The organism is Rahnella sp. AN3-3W3, from assembly GCF_003263545.1.
Classification (GTDB): domain Bacteria; phylum Pseudomonadota; class Gammaproteobacteria; order Enterobacterales; family Enterobacteriaceae; genus Rahnella; species Rahnella variigena.
The window spans coordinates 16240-34003 of sequence record NZ_JYDG01000102.1 but is presented as its reverse complement, the minus strand read 5'-3'; the positions used below and the strand labels follow the sequence as shown (position 1 = coordinate 34003).

Annotated in this window: 16 protein-coding genes and 1 pseudogene; 3 read left to right on the top strand and 14 right to left on the bottom strand. The window is 52.7% G+C overall.

Annotated features, from left to right (window positions below; translation table 11 throughout):
• Positions 1–467: 467 nt before the first annotated feature.
• The 4 genes from hemG to pepQ are packed head-to-tail and all read right to left on the bottom strand — an operon-like array spanning position 468 to position 4460.
• A complete protein-coding gene (hemG, locus tag UC15_RS22075) occupies positions 468–1007 on the bottom strand; it encodes a menaquinone-dependent protoporphyrinogen IX dehydrogenase (RefSeq protein ID WP_112290968.1) in 540 nt (179 codons plus the stop codon).
• A gap of 22 nt (positions 1008–1029) precedes the next feature.
• The gene (gene trkH, locus UC15_RS22070) at positions 1030–2481 is read right to left on the bottom strand and encodes a Trk system potassium transporter TrkH (RefSeq protein WP_112290966.1); all 1452 of its coding nucleotides are present in this window, start codon (positions 2479–2481) and stop codon (positions 1030–1032) included.
• Between the two features lie 36 nt (positions 2482–2517).
• Complete coding sequence (locus UC15_RS22065) at positions 2518–3129, bottom strand: IMPACT family protein (protein ID WP_112290965.1); 612 nt, start codon at positions 3127–3129, stop codon at positions 2518–2520.
• Complete coding sequence (gene pepQ, locus UC15_RS22060) at positions 3129–4460, bottom strand: Xaa-Pro dipeptidase (protein ID WP_112290963.1); 1332 nt, start codon at positions 4458–4460, stop codon at positions 3129–3131. Before pepQ ends, UC15_RS22065 begins: the two co-directional genes overlap by 1 nt.
• A gap of 189 nt (positions 4461–4649) precedes the next feature.
• Between pepQ and fadB the strand changes: the two genes are divergently transcribed.
• Together fadB and fadA are read left to right on the top strand one after the other, a co-directional pair.
• Positions 4650–6842: a fatty acid oxidation complex subunit alpha FadB gene (gene fadB, locus UC15_RS22055; protein WP_112290961.1), complete on the top strand. Its 2193-nt coding sequence runs from the start codon at positions 4650–4652 to the stop codon at positions 6840–6842.
• 11 nt (positions 6843–6853) lie between these two features.
• Positions 6854–8017 (top strand): acetyl-CoA C-acyltransferase FadA, encoded by a 1164-nt coding sequence (fadA, locus tag UC15_RS22050; protein WP_112290960.1) that lies wholly within the window; start codon positions 6854–6856, stop codon positions 8015–8017.
• A gap of 135 nt (positions 8018–8152) precedes the next feature.
• Here fadA and fre read toward each other — a convergent pair.
• The 3 genes and pseudogenes from fre to pepE all read right to left on the bottom strand — a co-directional run bounded on the left by fre (position 8153) and on the right by pepE (position 11309).
• Positions 8153–8853 (bottom strand): annotated as a pseudogene (gene fre, locus UC15_RS22045) (NAD(P)H-flavin reductase).
• A gap of 48 nt (positions 8854–8901) precedes the next feature.
• Positions 8902–10392 (bottom strand): 4-hydroxy-3-polyprenylbenzoate decarboxylase, encoded by a 1491-nt coding sequence (gene ubiD, locus UC15_RS22040; protein ID WP_112290958.1) that lies wholly within the window; start codon positions 10390–10392, stop codon positions 8902–8904.
• Positions 10393–10583: 191 nt separating this feature from the next.
• Positions 10584–11309, bottom strand: a complete 726-nt coding sequence (gene pepE, locus UC15_RS22035; RefSeq protein WP_112290957.1) for a dipeptidase PepE — start codon at positions 11307–11309, stop codon at positions 10584–10586.
• 172 nt (positions 11310–11481) lie between these two features.
• On the opposite strand from pepE, the gene rfaH reads away from it, so the two are divergent.
• Positions 11482–11970, top strand: a complete 489-nt coding sequence (gene rfaH, locus UC15_RS22030; protein ID WP_181955594.1) for a transcription/translation regulatory transformer protein RfaH — start codon at positions 11482–11484, stop codon at positions 11968–11970.
• Between the two features lie 60 nt (positions 11971–12030).
• On the opposite strand, the gene tatD is transcribed toward rfaH, so the two are convergent.
• The 7 genes from tatD to ubiE all read right to left on the bottom strand — a co-directional run bounded on the left by tatD (position 12031) and on the right by ubiE (position 17651).
• Positions 12031–12822, bottom strand: coding sequence for a 3'-5' ssDNA/RNA exonuclease TatD (gene tatD / locus UC15_RS22025; protein WP_112290954.1), 792 nt, complete (start codon positions 12820–12822; stop codon positions 12031–12033).
• A gap of 57 nt (positions 12823–12879) precedes the next feature.
• Entirely contained in the window at positions 12880–13653 is a 774-nt protein-coding gene (tatC, locus tag UC15_RS22020; RefSeq protein WP_112290952.1) for a Sec-independent protein translocase subunit TatC, read from the bottom strand.
• A 2-nt stretch (positions 13654–13655) separates the two neighbouring features.
• Positions 13656–14303: a Sec-independent protein translocase protein TatB gene (tatB, locus tag UC15_RS22015; protein WP_112290951.1), complete on the bottom strand. Its 648-nt coding sequence runs from the start codon at positions 14301–14303 to the stop codon at positions 13656–13658.
• A 3-nt stretch (positions 14304–14306) separates the two neighbouring features.
• Entirely contained in the window at positions 14307–14573 is a 267-nt protein-coding gene (tatA, locus tag UC15_RS22010) for a Sec-independent protein translocase subunit TatA (RefSeq protein WP_112290973.1), read from the bottom strand.
• A gap of 72 nt (positions 14574–14645) precedes the next feature.
• Positions 14646–16277, bottom strand: a complete 1632-nt coding sequence (gene ubiB / locus UC15_RS22005; RefSeq protein ID WP_112290949.1) for a ubiquinone biosynthesis regulatory protein kinase UbiB — start codon at positions 16275–16277, stop codon at positions 14646–14648.
• Positions 16274–16882, bottom strand: a complete 609-nt coding sequence (locus tag UC15_RS22000; RefSeq protein ID WP_112290971.1) for an SCP2 domain-containing protein — start codon at positions 16880–16882, stop codon at positions 16274–16276. The genes ubiB and UC15_RS22000 overlap by 4 nt, the downstream gene beginning before the upstream one ends.
• Positions 16883–16895: 13 nt before the next feature.
• Positions 16896–17651, bottom strand: a complete 756-nt coding sequence (gene ubiE, locus UC15_RS21995; protein ID WP_112290948.1) for a bifunctional demethylmenaquinone methyltransferase/2-methoxy-6-polyprenyl-1,4-benzoquinol methylase UbiE — start codon at positions 17649–17651, stop codon at positions 16896–16898.
• Positions 17652–17764: the final 113 nt, after the last annotated feature.

Sequence of the window (17764 nt, the reverse complement as noted above, 5' to 3'; positions counted from 1 at the left end):
CATGATCAAACTCTTCAATTAAAAGTTCGATTTGCTTAAACAAGTTAAGCGGTGCTCAGAGATTACTTCGTAATAATTCAACTAAATGAATTACTGCTTGGTCACTCTAAGACTTGACATTGCTGTCAATAAATAATTTGCCACCGAAGTGGCTGATATCGTCTTGTGAGTGCCCACACAGATTGTCTGATAAATTGTTAAAGAGCGTACGTTTCGAGACTTAACTCAGCAACGTGGGAGGCAGATAATACTCTTTCTCCCTGAAGAGTCAACCATTTTCTTTTACAAGATGCGGTGTTTTCACCGGGTTGATTCTTCCTGACTGGGCGACTTGGTTCTCGTTAGAGGAGTCGTTGTTCCCGGTCAGTGGAGGCGCATTATAGGGAGTTCTCAGAAGGCCGCAACCCCTAATTTCAAAAAACTTTCTGAATGCTTTCTTTTTGGTCTATACGTCTATAAAGCCCGCATTAATGCGATTTTTTATACGATATCTGCCCAAAATCTTCAGCGAATTTAGCCACCTGCTGCCAGTCGGTGTATTCCACTTCTTTTCGCGTATCGGTTTCGCCACCTGTCATACGCATAATAAGTTGGATCATTACCTTATCGAACCAGCGATATCGTGGATAACGAAGAGCTCCGGCGAATACTGCGCATATTGCAGGTTTCCACGGCGTGGCCAGCAGGAACTTACGCACATACGCATTAGTTTGTGGAGTCCGTTTCTCAGCTTTACGCGCCGTCAGATTCACACCGAAAAATGCCGAAGGCATCTGGTTCAGCGTCTGCGCGTGTTTCTCAACGAATTTATCCAGCACCGGATTGAAATGACCATAACGTATAGAAGCACCGATCATCACCTGGTCATAGTTTTTCAAATCGACGTGTTCGGCATGAACGAGATCGATGACATCGCAGCTGCACTTCTCTTTCAGCTCACTTGCTATATAAGAAGCAATCGCGTGTGTCTGTCCGTCACGGCTGGAATAGAGTATTAACGCTTTCATTCTTGTTTCCCTTTCTTAAAACTCATTCGCGCCAGAACGTCGGCGTGAACAGTACTAATAATGTGAAGACTTCGAGACGACCAAACAACATGGTGACGATAAGGATCCATTTCGCCACTGAATTCATCGATGCAAAGTTATCGGCCACAACGCCTAATCCCGGCCCCAGGTTATTCAGCGTAGCCGTGACCGCAGCAAAAGCAGAGAAGTTATCTACGCCGGTCGCCACAATCGCCAGCATGCTGATAATGAAAACCAGCGCGTAAGCGGAAAAGAATCCCCAGACCGCTTCGATGATACGTTCCGGCAGTGCGCGATTACCGAGTTTGATGGTGTAAACCGCGTTCGGGTGAACCAGTCTTTTCAGCTCGCGTGAACCCTGTAAATAAAGCAGCAGGATGCGGATCACTTTCAGGCCACCGCCGGTGGAACCCGCACAGCCGCCGATAAACGCAGAGCACAATAATAAAAGAGGCAGGAACAGCGGCCATTTAGAAATACTGTCGGTGGTATATCCCGCCGTAGTGGCCATTGAGACTACCTGGAAGAATGCCTGATTGAGCGTTTCCAGCGGCGAACCGTAGGTATTATGGATCCACAGAATCACCGTGCAGATGACGACCAGCGTGAACTGCACGCCGATAAACATGCGAAATTCCGGATCACGCCAGTACACCTTGAGGTTGCGCCCGCTTAGCACCGCGAAGTGCAGGCCGTAGTTACAACCGGAAATCAACAGGAATACCGCCACAATGCTGTTAATAGTGCCGCTATGGAAATAACCGATGCTGGCGTCGTGCGTCGAGAAACCGCCAATCGCAATCGTCGAGAAACTGTGCCCAATAGCATCAAAGACCGACATCCCCGCGCCCCATAAAGACAAAGCACAGGCAATCGTCAGCAGAACATAGATAAGCCACAGCGTTTTAGCCGTCTCAGCAATACGCGGGCGCATCTTGTTATCTTTCAGCGGCCCCGGCATTTCGGCGCGATACAACTGCATCCCCCCGACGCCCAGTATCGGCAGAATTGCCACCGCGAGCACAATGATCCCCATCCCGCCAAACCATTGCAGCATCTGCCGGTAGAAGAGAATCGCTTTCGGCAGGGAATCCAGCCCGACGAGCGTGGTCGCGCCCGTGGTTGTCAGACCGGAGAAGGATTCGAAGAACGCATCGGTCAGGGAAAGATTCGGCCGCTCGGAGAACAGGAACGGCAATGCCCCGACGCTGCCCAGCACCGTCCAGAACAGCACCACGATCAGGAAACCTTCGCGCGGCTTGAGCTCACTCTTTTGTTTCCGGTTGGGAAGCCAGAGGAATAGCCCAATTGCCAGGGCGACAAAGAATGTCTGACTGAATGCACGCCCCGCACCATCACGGTAAATTAAAGCGACCAGTCCGGGAATAATCATCGTTCCCGAGAAAAGGATGACAAGCACCCCCACGATGCGTGTTATGGCACGAAAATGCATGCTGGTGCGTTCCTCAGCGAATTAACCATATAAAATTTAAGAAACCGGACGCAGGATAAGCGTGCCACGGCTGATATCGAATAAGTGACTGACGGTTGCCGGCGCATCCGCGGCGGGTAGCGCCAGAACGAGATCTACCGCAGCGCCAAACTCACTGCGTAAAATATGTCCACCGACTTGCGAAAGCAGGGTTTCCACCAGCTGTAACTGGCTGTAATCACACTGCACCGCGAACTCCGCCAGTGGCACTTTTTGCTGCACGACAAGTTGCTTTAATGCCTGCTGAACACCGCCGCCATAGGCTTTCACCAGACCGCCGGTTCCCAGCATAATGCCGCCGTAATAACGTACGACGACGGCAGTAATTTCTCCAACCCCGCTTCCCATCAGCTGACTGAGGATCGGTTTACCTGCTGTGCCCGCAGGTTCCCCGTCATCAGAAAATCCCAGTTGCTGAGAATCATCAGGCGCACCCGCCACAAACGCCCAGCAGTGATGACGCGCTGCCGGGTGCTGGTTTCTGATCTCCTGAATAAAAGCTTTTGCCGCTTCAACTCCCTCAGTTCTCGCCAGCAGGGTGATGAAACGGCTCTTCTTTATTTCTTCGCTGAAAATGACAGGTTCAGCGGGGACGGAATAAGGCTGCATCAGGCCAGCTTCAGATCACGTGTCATGTTCTCGATACGATTATCGTGGATGACAATGTTGTCTTCGATACGGATGCCGCCATAAGGCTTCAGCGCGTCGATACGATCCCAGGCAAAGTGCTTGCTGAACTGCCCTTCCCGCCACGGTAACAACAACGAATCAATGAAATACAAACCTGGCTCGATAGTCAGCACCATTCCCGGCTCAAGGACACGGGTACAACGCAGATACGGATATTGCGAAGGCGCCGCCAGATGCGTACCGGTGTCGTCCTGCATGAAACCGGCCACATCGTGTACCTGTAATCCCAGCGGATGTCCCAGACCATGCGGCAGGAAAGGCCCGGTCAGGTTCTGTTCCACCATAGCGTCTTCACTGATATCGACCACCAGCTTGTGCGCTTTCAATAATTTGGCGATGCGGTGATGCATCTGAACATGATAGTCGGTATAGCGCACACCAGCCTTAATCGTATCGATCAGCGCCAGCTCTTCCGTGTTCAGATCTTTGATCAGCGCAGCGAAATCACTGTCCGGTTTTGCGGCATAGGTCCGCGTAAGGTCAGCGGCATAACCGTTATATTCCGCGCCCGCATCCAGCAGGAAACTGCGCATTTCGGCAGGTGGCTGGTTATCGAGCGTGGTGTAATGCAGCACGGAAGCGTGTTCATTGAGCGCGACGATGTTGCTGTAAGGCACATCGGTATCACGGTGACCGGTCGCAGTAAGATACGCCAGGTTAATATCGAACTCGCTCATGCCAGAAAGGAACGCTTCTTTCGCCGCACGATGGCCGCTCACCGCCACTTTCTGCGCTTCACGCATACAGGCCAGTTCGTAATCTGTTTTGTAGGCGCGATGATAATGCAGGTAATCCAGCACCGCTTTCGGGTTCACGTTAGCAGCAGGGATACCCATGCTGATCGCGCGATCCTGACTGTAACCGATGTAACCGATGCGCTTGAGATCAACCGGCAACTGGCTTTTGATGTCATCAGCATTGGCCAGCGGCGTCAGGGAAATTTCTTTGGTCCAGAAGGACTCCGGCAGCGGTTCGTGGCTGTGCCAGTAGTCCACCGGCGAATAGAACCACAGCTTCGGCGCATTCACGCCATCCACCCATAACCAGCAATTAGGCACCTGCGTGACCGGCACCCAGGCTTTGAACTGCGGGTTTACTTTGAACGGATAACTATGATCATCAAGGAAGGTCGTCAGCAATTCACCAGAGTGAATCAGTAACGCATCAAGCTGAGATCGTTGCAGAATTTCACGGGCACGCGTCTGCAGCGTGGCGATATGTTCTTTATAAAGCGTAGTAAGCGATTCCATCCAACTGTCCTTTTTTCACCTGAAAGACGATGCAGCATCTTACCACAGCCTCACCGTGACCATAGTCCCGGAAGGTTTGTGATCTTGCCTGCAAATAAAACACATCTCATTTGCAAATTATTAACATAAAAACCACACTCCAAAGCATCTGGTCATACCAGATCATCCCAGATGATTCAGGAGAGACACATGCTCTACCAAGGCGAAACATTACACCTGCACTGGCTCGACGGCGGTATCGCGGAGCTGGTGTTTGATGCTCCAGGCTCGGTTAACAAGCTCGACACCCAAACTGTCGCCAGCCTGGGCGAAGCCATTGCGATACTTGAAAAACAGTCTGACCTGAAAGGTTTGCTGCTCAGTTCAGCTAAACCGGCGTTTATCGTCGGCGCGGATATCACTGAATTTTTATCACTGTTTAATGCGCCAGCGGAAAAACTGCACGAGTGGCTGGATTTCGCTAACAGTATTTTTAACCGGCTGGAAGACCTGCCGGTGCCGACCCTTTCTGCCATCAGCGGTTATGCACTGGGTGGCGGTTGCGAATGCGTGCTGGCGACGGATTTTCGTATCAGCACCGCCGATGCGCGTATCGGTCTGCCGGAAACCAGCTTAGGCATCATGCCGGGTTTTGGTGGCTCCGTGCGTTTGCCACGCCTGATTGGTACTGACAGTGCGCTGGAAATTATCGCCGCCGGTAAAAACATCAGCGGGAAAGAGGCTCTGAAAGTCGGGCTGGTTGATGCCGTGGTTGAAGCGGATAAACTGCGCGACGCCGGTATCACCATGCTGAAAAATGCCATCGACGGCAAACTGGAATGGCACAGCCGCCGCGACCCGAAACGTCTGCCACTGAAACTCAGCCAGATTGAAGCGAAGATGAGTTTCAGCGTGGCCAAGAGTATGGTCATGCAAACTGCCGGCAAACATTATCCGGCACCGATGACCGCAGTAAAAACGATTGAAGCCGCTGCCTGTCTGGGTCGCGACGAAGCTTTGCAGCTGGAAACCGCCAGTTTTGTGCCGCTTGCACAATCGAAAGAAGCGCGCGCACTGGTCAGCATTTTCCTTAACGATCAGTTCGTGAAAGGCAAAGCTAAAAAACTGGCGCAGGACAGCGAAAAACCGAAGCAGGCTGCGGTTTTGGGCGCAGGCATTATGGGCGGCGGGATCGCTTATCAGTCCGCGCTGAAAGGCGTACCGGTAGTGATGAAAGACATCAGCGACCAGTCCCTGACGCTCGGCATGAACGAAGCGGCCAAATTGCTGAACAAGCAGCTTGAGCGCGGCAAACTCGACGGTCTGAAAATGGCCAAAGTACTGTCGACCATTCATCCGACGCTGGATTACAGCGGCATCGAACGTGCTTCCGTCGTCGTTGAAGCCGTAGTAGAAAATCCAAAAGTCAAAGCCGCAGTCCTGGCTGAAGCGGAATCCTTGCTCAGCGCCGATACCATTCTGGCCTCGAATACCTCAACCATTCCTATCGATCAGCTGGCTTCTTCGCTGAAACGTCCGGAAAACTTCTGCGGTATGCACTTCTTCAACCCGGTTCACCGTATGCCTCTGGTTGAAATCGTGCGTGGCGAGAAAACCTCAGACAAAACCATTTCGCGTATCGTTTCTTACGCACTGGCGATGGGCAAAACGCCGATCGTGGTGAACGACTGCCCGGGCTTCTTTGTTAACCGCGTGCTGTTCCCGTATTTCTCCGGCTTCAGTTTGCTGCTGCGAGATGGCGCTGATTTCCGCCAGATCGACAAAGTAATGGAAAAACAGTTCGGCTGGCCAATGGGTCCGGCCTATCTGCTGGACGTGGTCGGCATTGACACCGCTCACCACGCGCAGGCCGTCATGGCCGCTGGCTTCCCGCAACGCATGGCCCGCAATTATCGCGATGCTGTGGATGTCCTGTTCGACAACCGGCGCTTCGGTCAGAAAAACCATCTCGGCTTCTACCGCTACAGCGAAGACAGCAAAGGCAAACCGCGCAAGGAAGTCGATGAACAGGCGATCAGCCTGCTGGCCGATAACCTGAAACCGGCTCACGCTGACTTCTCACCGCAGGACATCATCGCCCGCATGATGATCCCGATGATTAACGAAGTGGTGCGTTGCTTTGAAGAAGGGATTATTGCGAGCCCTGCTGAAGCCGATATGGCGCTGGTGTACGGCATCGGATTCCCTCCTTTCCACGGCGGGCCGTTCCGTTATCTTGATACCCTCGGCACCGCCGAATATCTGAAAATGACCGAACACTACGCACATCTGGGGCCGATGTATCAGGCACCGGCAGGGTTACGCGCCAAAGCGCAAACCAATGAAAGTTACTATCCGGTTGCCGCTCCGCTGGAAAATCTCAGCACCGGCAATCAGGCATAAGGACCGAAATCATGGAAAACGTAGTCATTGTTGATGCAGTCCGCACGCCGATGGGCCGTTCAAAAGGCGGCGCATTCCGCCATGTCAGGGCTGAAGATCTCTCCGCACATCTGATGCGCGCCGTGCTGGCCCGCAACCCGGCGCTGAACGCCAAAGATATTGATGATATTTACTGGGGCTGCGTCCAGCAGACGCTGGAACAAGGCTTCAATATTGCCCGTAACGCATCGCTGCTGGCGGAAATTCCGCACAGCGTGCCGGCGACTACGGTCAACCGCCTGTGCGGATCGTCCATGCAGGCTCTGCACGACGCGGCCCGCGCCATTATGGTCGGCGATGCACAAGTCAGCCTGATTGGCGGTGTGGAACATATGGGCCATGTGCCGATGAATCACGGCGTCGATTTTCATCCTGGCCTGAGCAAAACTGTCGCCAAAGCGGCGGGGATGATGGGACTGACCGCAGAAATGCTGGCGAAAATGCACCAGATCAGCCGTGAAATGCAGGATGAATTTGCCGCCCGCTCCCATCAGCGCGCGCATGCCGCCACGGTTGCCGGGCATTTTGCCAATGAGATTGTCCCGACCGAAGGCCATAACGCCGAAGGTGTGCTTACCCGTTATGATTTCGACGAAGTGATCCGCCCGGAAACGACGGTCGCCACACTGGCGGCACTGCGACCGGCGTTCGATCCGGTGAACGGCACCGTCACGGCGGGCACGTCTTCTGCCCTGTCCGACGGTGCGTCAGCGATGCTGCTGATGAGCGAATCCCATGCCAAATCTTTAGGTCTGACAGCCCGCGCCCGCATCCGTGCGATGGCGGTGGTCGGCTGCGATCCGTCGATTATGGGCTACGGTCCGGTACCGGCAACGCGTCTGGCATTGAAACGCGCCGGACTGAGCGTGCAGGACATCGGCCTGTTCGAGCTGAACGAAGCTTTTGCAGCACAAGCCTTACCGTGCGTGAAAGATTTGGGACTGCTGGAAACCATGGAAGATCGCGTCAACCTGAACGGTGGCGCCATTGCGCTCGGTCATCCGCTGGGTTGTTCCGGTTCACGCATTTCCACCACGCTGCTGAACCTGATGGAGCGCCGTGACGTACAGTTTGGCGTGGCGACCATGTGCATCGGTTTAGGTCAGGGTATCGCGACCGTTTTCGAACGCGTCTGATTTTCCCTTTCTGCAAAAACGATAAAGCGGGCATTCAGCCCGCTTTCATCAATGTTTCTTATCCGTTTTAGTTGCCGTTTTCCCGCCTGTCAGGGGCGGGCTTTTTCATCTTTCTCTCCCATCCATAAATACAAATCAGATGAAAGAGAAGGCATCCCCAAACAGACGATCTTCCTGCGCACCGCGTTCCGCGACAAAACGCTCACGGGCGATTTTAGCCATCTCAAAACGACCGGCGATATAAATATCGTGCTCAGACAGCGAAGAGAAATCCTGTAAAACCGCGCTCAGCACCGTACCGCTTCTGCCCTGCCAGCCCTCTTCCGGCTGTTCAACTACCGGGATCACTTTCAGGTTCGGATGATTAATGCTCATCGCTTCCAGCTCACCAAGATCGTACAGATGCTTCAGTTCACGCCCGCCCCAGTAAATGGAGATATCGCGGTGCGGTTGCTGCTCAAGTGCGGTGATAAGAATCGAACGGACGTAGGAGAAGCCGGTGCCACCGGCAATCAGCACCAGAGGACGCTCGCCGTCTTCACGCAGCCAGGCATCGCCGTGCGGAATATCGACGGTGATCGCCTGCTCTTTCAGAATGCGATCCATAACCGCCATCGCGTACAGATTCAGTTCCGACGCGCCGATGTGCAGCTCAATCACATTGTGTTGCGCAGGCGTGGAGGCCAGTGAGAACGGGCGCTTATCGCGCTCATCCATTACCACCATCAGATACTGACCGCGCGGAACGAGAAAGGCGCTTCCGGAACCAGGCGGACGCGATACACCGTATCCGTTATCGCCTCAACCGAGGTCACTTTACAGCTCAATGTTGTCATGCGTTCCCTCTGTGGGTCATCAAAGCAAAGCGTAGGACAAAGATTCGATTATTTTTTCGCATCGTCTTTATCATTAAGAATAGCGAGTTCATCCCAAATAGCGTCGATACGCGCGGTGACTTCCGGATCTTTCACAATCGGACGTCCCCATTCACGCTGCGTTTCACCCGGCCATTTGTTGGTCGCATCCATCCCCATTTTTGAGCCAAGCCCCGAAACCGGGGAGGCAAAATCGAGATAATCAATCGGCGTGTTTTCTACCAGAACCGTATCCCGTGCAGGATCCATACGGGTAGTAATCGCCCAAATCACGTCGTTCCAGTCGCGGGCATTAACATCGTCGTCACACACAATCACGAACTTGGTGTACATGAACTGACGCAGGAATGACCAGACGCCCATCATCACGCGTTTCGCATGACCGGCGTATTGCTTCTTCATGGTAACGACAGCCAGACGGTAGGAGCAACCCTCAGGCGGCAGATAGAAGTCCACAATTTCCGGAAACTGCTTTTTCAGGATTGGCACAAACACTTCATTCAGCGCCACACCCAGAACCGCAGGTTCATCCGGCGGACGGCCGGTGTAGGTCGAATGATAGATAGCGTCTTTCCGCTGCGTCATGTGCGTAATGGTGAATACCGGGAAACTGTCTACTTCATTATAGTAGCCGGTATGATCACCATAAGGGCCTTCCGGAGCCATTTCGCCCGGCTCAATGTACCCTTCCAGCACAATCTCAGCGCTGGCCGGCACTTCCAGATCATTAGAAATACACTTCACGACTTCGGTTTTATTGCCCCGCAACAAACCCGCGAAGGCATATTCAGACAGCGTATCGGGAACCGGTGTCACGGCACCAAGAATCGTTGCCGGATCGGCACCCAGCGCTACCGAAACAGGAAAACGCTGCCCCGGATTTTGCTGACACCATTCCTGGAAATCCAGCGCGCCGCCGCGATGGGATAACCAGCGCATAATCACTTTGTTTTTGCCCAGCACCTGCTGGCGGTAAATGCCCAGATTCTGGCGAGGTTTATTCGGACCGCGGGTGACAGTCAGACCCCAGGTGATCAGCGGTGCGGCGTCTTCCGGCCAGCACTGCATCACAGGGATCTTAGTGATATCAACGGCATCGCCTTCCCAAATCTGTTCCTGACAAGGTGCAGAATGCAGCACTTTAGTCGGCATATTCAGCACTTGTTTAAACTTCGGCGCTTTGTCGAATAAATCACGAAAACCGCGCGGCGGCTCAGGTTCTTTCAGAAACGCCAGCAATTCACCGACTTCACGCAACGCACTGACATCTTCTTTACCCATGCCCATCGCCACACGCTGCGGTGTGCCGAATAAATTGCACAGGACCGGCATGTCATAGCCTTTTGGATTTTCGAACAACAGAGCCGGGCCGCCGGCACGCAAGGTGCGATCGGCAATCTCGGTCATTTCCAGATAAGGATCGACAGACTGGCTAATGCGTTTCAGCTGGCCTCTCTTTTCGAGTAACGAGAGGAAGTCACGTAAATCACGGTATTTCATGCTAATTCTGAGTCGCCGGGTTGAAGGAGGGCATTATAGAGCCTCTCTGGGGTTGTTGCTGCTTTTTTGTTATCAGCAGGTTTCTTTTTAGTAAGACTCTTACCCTAAGTAAACGCCAATAACGAAAAAGCAGTATAACCGTCAGTCCCGATATTTCTGGTCTGACGGTGCGGATTAGATCTGTGCAAAAATTACTGGCAGTTAAAAGGTACCAGAGGTTGAATCGCCTGAGTATCCTGATATTCCTGCGTTTCCTGCCCGTGACGGAACACTTTGAAACCCTGCTCTTTGGCACTGAAGTAACTCAGATCGTTACCGGACACCTGCAACAGGCTGCCTTCACGCAACGCAATCACCGATTCAGACGGATTAACCGCACAGAACTCGGCGATACGCTCATCACGCGTTTCACCCATGTGACCACTCAGATGCGCATCAATATAATGCGGATTGATTTGCACCGGGAACAGGTTCAGCGCAGGCAGAACGACTGAATTGCGCACCGGCATATCATTGGTGGTACGAATACTTGGCGTCGCAACATTACAACCCGCACTCCAGCCGACATACGGCACATTGCGCTCACGCACCGCGCGCTGAATTGGCACGATCAGGCTGTTTTCATGCAGCATCTGATTGAGCATCCAGGTATTCCCGCCGCTGATCAGAATACACTCTGCGCTGGCAATCGCCTCAGCCGGGCTTGCTGCGTGATGAATACTGCTAACCTGAATACCCAGCGCATCTGAAAGTTCTTTCGCGCGCGCATCATAATCACTGCGGATCAGAGCGTAAGGGATCAGGACGGCAGAAGTAATTTTGCGAGCCTGCAACATCGCCTGGATGCGCGCTTTCGCATAGCCCAGTAACTCTGATTCGCCTGAAAGCTTACCGTTACTCAGTAAGAACAACTCCATGAGACTTCTCCTGATAAAATAAGACTAATAGAGGGGATAAGAAGGTGCATTTCTTCGATAATAAAAGATAACGGGTCGACAATCAGCAAACGTCTGCAAAGACTTGCACTGTCTGTATCTCGTGAGCGGCTTTTGGTATGCTGCCCCGCTCGACGCTTTAATGTGGGAACCTATGGAATCCTGGTATTTACTCTATTGCAAACGTGGTCAGCTTCTGCGCGCCAAGGAACATCTTGAACGCCAGCAGGTAAACTGTCTGACACCAATGATCACCCTGGAAAAGCTGGTGCGTGGACGCCGTACGGCGGTCAGCGAGCCCCTGTTTCCAAATTACATGTTCATTGAGTTTGACCCTGAGCGGATCCATACCACGACGATCAACGCAACGCGTGGCGTCAGTCATTTCATCCGCTTTGGCGCAAAGCTGGCAACTGTCCAGCCGGACGTGATCAAACAACTGATGGAGCCGCCGACGATTGAAGTTCGCGATCCTGATACACCGTATGAAGGCGATCCGGTTGTCATCACTGACGGTATTTTCGCCGGAATCGAAGCCATTTATACCGAGCCGGATGGCGAGGCCCGTTCGCTGCTGATGCTCAACCTGATCAATCAGCCGGTTCGCCAGAGCATTGAAAATACCCACTTCCAGAAACTCTGACCGGTATTTTCGACACATCAGAACTCAAAAGGCACCTTCAGCGGTGCCTTTTTCATGGATTCAGCGACGCTCCGGTAACGCAAACAGCTTACGCGCATTATCATCCGTGATATCAGCCAGCCATTGCGGGTCTTCACCCCGCCACAGCGCCACCTGATTCACGATATGCGGCAGGAAAGCCGGTTCGTTGCGACGGTTCTTTGGTTTGTTCTCCATATCCCGCGGCAGTAAATACGGCGCATCGGTTTCCAGCATCAGCCTTTCAGCAGGGATCAGCGGCAGCATTTCACGCAGCTCTAATCCGCGACGCTCGTCGCACACCCAGCCGGTAATTCCAATCGACAGACCAAGGGACAAATACAGCTCAAGCTCCTGGCAGGTGCCGGTAAAACAATGCACAACACCACCCGGCAAATCTGCCAGCCAGGGTTTCAGCAATGCGGCAAAACGCTCACCAGCGTCGCGACAATGCAAAAACACCGGCAACTGTAACTCTTTCGCCAGTGCCAGTTGCGCCGTAAAAGCCGCTTCCTGAAGGTCAGCTGGCGAAAAGTTGCGATTGAAATCCAGCCCACATTCACCGATGGCGACGACACTGGGCAATTCAGCCAGCTGACGAATGTTTGCAGCAACCTGCTCGTTCCAGTCGCTGGCCTGATGCGGATGCACGCCTGCGGTTGACCAGCAAAAGTCCGGATGCTCTGCCGCCATCTTCTGAGCGTCGATACTTTCCTGCGCAGAGGTACCGGTGATCAACATGCCGCTCAGCCCGGCGGTCCGGGCTCTTTCCACCACCTGCGGCCGGTCTTTGTCAAACTGGCTGCTGGTGAGGTTTATACCGATTTCAAACATGGGAGGTCCTGAAACAGAAACCGCCCAACAGGGCGGTTTTTTAGAGCAGAATAAGGATTATGCAGGCTGATCCGGATCGGTATCAGACTCTGTATCGACATCAGACCGGCGGCGTGCTCCGACGTAGAAACGGGCAAAGAACACCCCGATTTCAAACAGCAGATACATCGGAATTGCCAGCAGCGTTTGCGAGAACACATCCGGCGGCGTTAACAACATGCCCACCACAAATGCCCCAACCAGGACATACGGACGTTTCTTTTTCAGGTCTTCCGGCGTGGTCACGCCACTCCAGCAGAGCAGCACAATCGCGATAGGCACTTCGAAAGACACGCCAAAGGCCATAAACAACGCCATCACGAAATCGAGATAGTTGTTAATGTCGGTAGCAATCTGTACGCCAACCGGCGCGGTTTTCGCAAAGAAAGCAAACGCCAGCGGGAACACCACGAAATACGCAAATGCCACGCCGAGATAGAATAACGCTGAGCTTGAGAACAGCAGCGGCATCATCAGACGTCGTTCATGTTTGTAAAGCGCCGGCGCCACAAACGCCCAGACCTGATACAAAATGAACGGTGCGGATAAGAACACCGACACGATCATCGTCAGTTTAATTGGCGTAAAGAACGGTGATGCGACGTCGGTCGCAATCATGCTCGCGCCCATCGGCATCTGCTTAATCAGCGGTGAGGCCACCAGCTGATAGATGTCATTCGCAAAATAAACCAGCGCTAAAAACACCACCAGAATGCAGATAATGGCATTCAGCAGGCGCTTGCGCAGTTCAATCAGATGACTGATCAGTGGTTGAGTATCTTCAACTGCCATGTTTAACGGTCACCTGTCGTTTGAGTTGATGAAGCCGGTTTGACGGGTGCGGCAGTTTCAGCAACAGGGGCTTCATCCACAGCAGCTTTCGTCAACGGTGCAACCTCAACAGAAGTGTCAGGCACCAGTTCCGTTGGTGTCATCAATGGCTGAGCAGCATGAGCGGATTTATTCGATGCGAGTGCAGCATCAACAGCGCTTTGCGGCGCACCTGCCGGGGCAGAAACCACTTTGTCTGCCGCTGCCGGTGAAACACCCGCGTCATGATGCGCTTCCGCTTCATCCAGAACCGGATTATGAATGGTATTGCCTTCAGCTTTGGCTTCTTCCACCGCCTTCTCCGCAGGGTTAAGCCCTGAATTGATAGACTTTTTCATGGATTCTGCCGCTTCTTTCAATTCGTCCATAGACGCTTTGATTTCAGGCGTTAAATTCTTCAGACCGGACTCTTCCGCTTTCTTCAGGCTATCCTGCAGCTCCTGAAGTTTCAGCTCCTGCGATAATTCGCTTTGAACTGAAGCGGCCATTGCACGAAGCGTACGGATCCAGCCTGCTACTGTTCTCACTGCTACAGGTAAACGCTCCGGCCCGAGAACAACCAGGCCAATCACCAATACCAGCAGCAGTTCACTAAATCCAATATCGAACACGGCTTATACCTGCTCTTTGTTTTGGCTCTTGGTGTCTTCTGCTTTCGCTTCCGGCTTGATCTCAACAGACTTTGCCGTGAAATCAGCATCAGTTGGAGAAATGTCAGCGTCTTTGGTTTTTGGCTGAGTGTCGTCATCGCTCATGGCCTTTTTGAAGCCTTTGATGGACGCGCCCAGATCAGAACCCAGACCACGCAGTTTCTTCGTACCGAACAGCAGTACCACAAGAACAACGAGAATCAGGATTTTTGTAATACTAATACCACCCATTTTTTTCACCTCAATAGGAAGGAACGACATTCATTGCCGTTCGCAAACGGCATTCAATTTAAAACAATATGATTAGCTGGCGCGCTTCCATCCGATCAACCAGGAAACAGCACCGGCAGCCATCAGGCAGGCTGGATAAATCTTCACGTCGCCCAACAGCAAAAGGGTTCCGCTTAACAACAGCGTCGCACCTATTCCCAGAAGATAACGAGACTGCCCCTGACGGGAACTCTGGTTATGGATCTGCGAGGAAAGCTTCTCAATGTTGTATTGCAACAGCTTGTGCTGATGCAGACTCTGATACACCAAATCCGGCAACTCAGGCATTTTCTCGAGCCAGAACGGCGCACGCTCTTTCAGTGCGCGGATCATCGCCGGTAAACCGACCTGATCGCGTACCCAGCTTTCGAGGAACGGCTTTGCCGTGGTCCACAAATCCAGCTGAGGATAAAGCTGACGCCCGAGGCCTTCGACATACAACAGTGTTTTTTGCAGCAACACCAGCTGAGGCTGGACTTCCATATTAAAGCGCCGCGCCGTGTTAAACAGGTTTAACAATACGTTGCCAAAGGAAATCTCTGCCAGTGGTTTCTCAAAAATCGGTTCGCAGACCGTACGGATAGCAAATTCGAATTCTTCAACGTTGGTATCGCGGGGAACCCACCCGGAATCGACATGCAGCTCAGCCACTTTGCGATAATCGCGGTTAAAGAACGCGATGAAGTTCTCCGCCAGATAGCGCTTGTCTTCCTTATTGAGCGAACCCACTATGCCGCAATCGATCCCTATGTAGCAAGGGTCTTCCGGCGTTTCGTAGCTGACGAAAATATTGCCCGGATGCATATCGGCATGGAAGAAACTGTCGCGGAAAACCTGTGTGAAGAACACCTGCACACCACGTTCTGCCAGCAATTTCATATTGGTGCCCTGTTTTTTCAGTGCCTCAATATCAGAAACCGGAATGCCGTAAATGCGCTCCATCACCATCAGTCGTTCGCTGCAGTAGTCCGGATACACTTCCGGCACATACAGCATCGGACTACCTTCAAAGTTACGACGAAGCTGGATCGCATTTGCTGCTTCACGTAACAGATTCAGTTCATCGAGCAAGGTTTTCTCATACTCGCGCACCACTTCACGCGGGCGCAAACGGCGACCATCAGGCAGCAGAATCGGCAGCCAGCTTGCAAGACGAGACATCAGACGGATATCCGCCACAATGGTCGGCAAAATATCCGGGCGGATCACCTTGAGTACGACCGGCTTGCCGTTTTCCTTGAGGATTGCCGTATGAACCTGTGCAATCGAGGCAGAAGCCAGCGGAGTCTGATCGAACTCATCAAACCAGGTCTCCAGCGGACCACCAAGTGCAGCATCGATTTGCTGACGCGCTTTTGCGCCATCAAACGGCGGTACATGGTCCTGCAGCAGAGCGAGTTGATCGGCAATATGCGGAGGGAAAAGATCGCGGCGCGTGGACATCATCTGACCAAACTTGATCCATACCGGACCAAGTTGTTCCAGCGCCAGACGCATGCGCTCGCCCAACGGCTTATCTTTGTGACGATGAGGTAACCAGAAAAAAAGATAACGGCCCATTCGCAGCGGCAGCGTTAAGCGGATTTTAGGGATCAGTTCGTCAAGGCCGTAGATAAGAAACATGCGGATAATCAGGTATAAACGTCGCATTTCCCTAGGCGTCACGGTTTGCCCTCCAGTTTTTCGATACGTTTATCCAGCGCATCAAGTTCACGCTTCGTTGCAGTGACTTCATCGCTAAACCAGACGACTTCCAGCGGGCCGGGTGCCATTTTCCACTCCTCGGTCAGCGTCTGCGCCACATAACTTTGCTGATGCTTCAGGCCTTTTTGCAGAAAATTAAAGCCGCCCTGAACCGCCTGACTTAACCCTTGTGCGGCGATATCACCGATATAGGGCGCCAGAAATTCTGCGGGCTCAAATTCCGCCATATCCAGCAACGCAGAGAACTGCTGAACCACGGAAATATCCCCGTCGACTACCAGTTCGCCACTGCGCATCATCGGTGACAGTTGCTGGCGATCCCGTAATTTGCGCAGAGATGAAATCCGGGAAGTGACGGTGCAATCGGCCGCACCGTCCCATTGTCCGAGGACATCGATTTTTTGCTCGCTGAAAACAAAGGTCAGCGGTGAGCTCAGTTCCTGCAACTCAACACGTAAAACTTTACCTGCCAGACGCGTGCGCGCCGCCTTCATGCTGCGATCTTTGAAAAGCAGAAAATTGAGCGGCGTCTCGATAGCGGCAGTCAGCAACGGCGTTAACAACATCGGCATACTCATATCAGAATTTAAAACCCCGATGCAGTGCGACAATGCCACCCGTCAGATTGTGATACGTCACATTTTCAAAACCAGCATCGCCCATCATGCCCTTCAGGGTTTCCTGATCAGGGTGCATACGGATAGATTCGGCCAGGTAGCGGTAGCTCTCAGCATCCTGCGCAACCAGCTCGCCAATGCGCGGCAGAATGTGGAAGGAATAGGTATCGTAGGCTTTGCTCAAAGGCTTGAGGACAGGTTTGGAGAATTCCAGTACCAGTAAACGACCGCCCGGCTTAAGCACGCGGAACATTGAACGCAGCGCTTTTTCTTTTTCGGTTACGTTACGCAGACCGAAGGAAATCGTGATGCAGTCAAAATAATTATCAGGGAAAGGCAGGGCTTCGGCGTTCGCCTGTACGTAGCTGACGTTACCGACAATGCCGAGATTGCGCAGCTTTTCGCGGCCCATTTTCAGCATGGAGTCGTTGATATCGGCCAGCACAACTTCGCCTTTCTCACCCACCAGACGGGAGAATTTAGCGGTCAGGTCACCCGTACCACCAGCCAGATCCAGTACACGATGTCCCTGACGGACACCGCTGCAATCAATCGTGAAGCGCTTCCAGATACGATGAATACCGAAAGACATCAGGTCATTCATCAAATCATATTTTGCCGCAACGGAATGGAAGACTTCTGCCACCATTTCCTGTTTTTCATCTTTGGCTACTGTACGAAAACCAAAATGAGTGGTTTCCTGCGTCTGCTTTTCCATTTTATATGCCTGCTTTTTCAGTCGAACTCTTGGGGAGAAGTGTATCAGAACCCATAGGAAAGCCCCATCACCGATGGTGATTCAACATATTGCAATAATTCACACGTTGAATC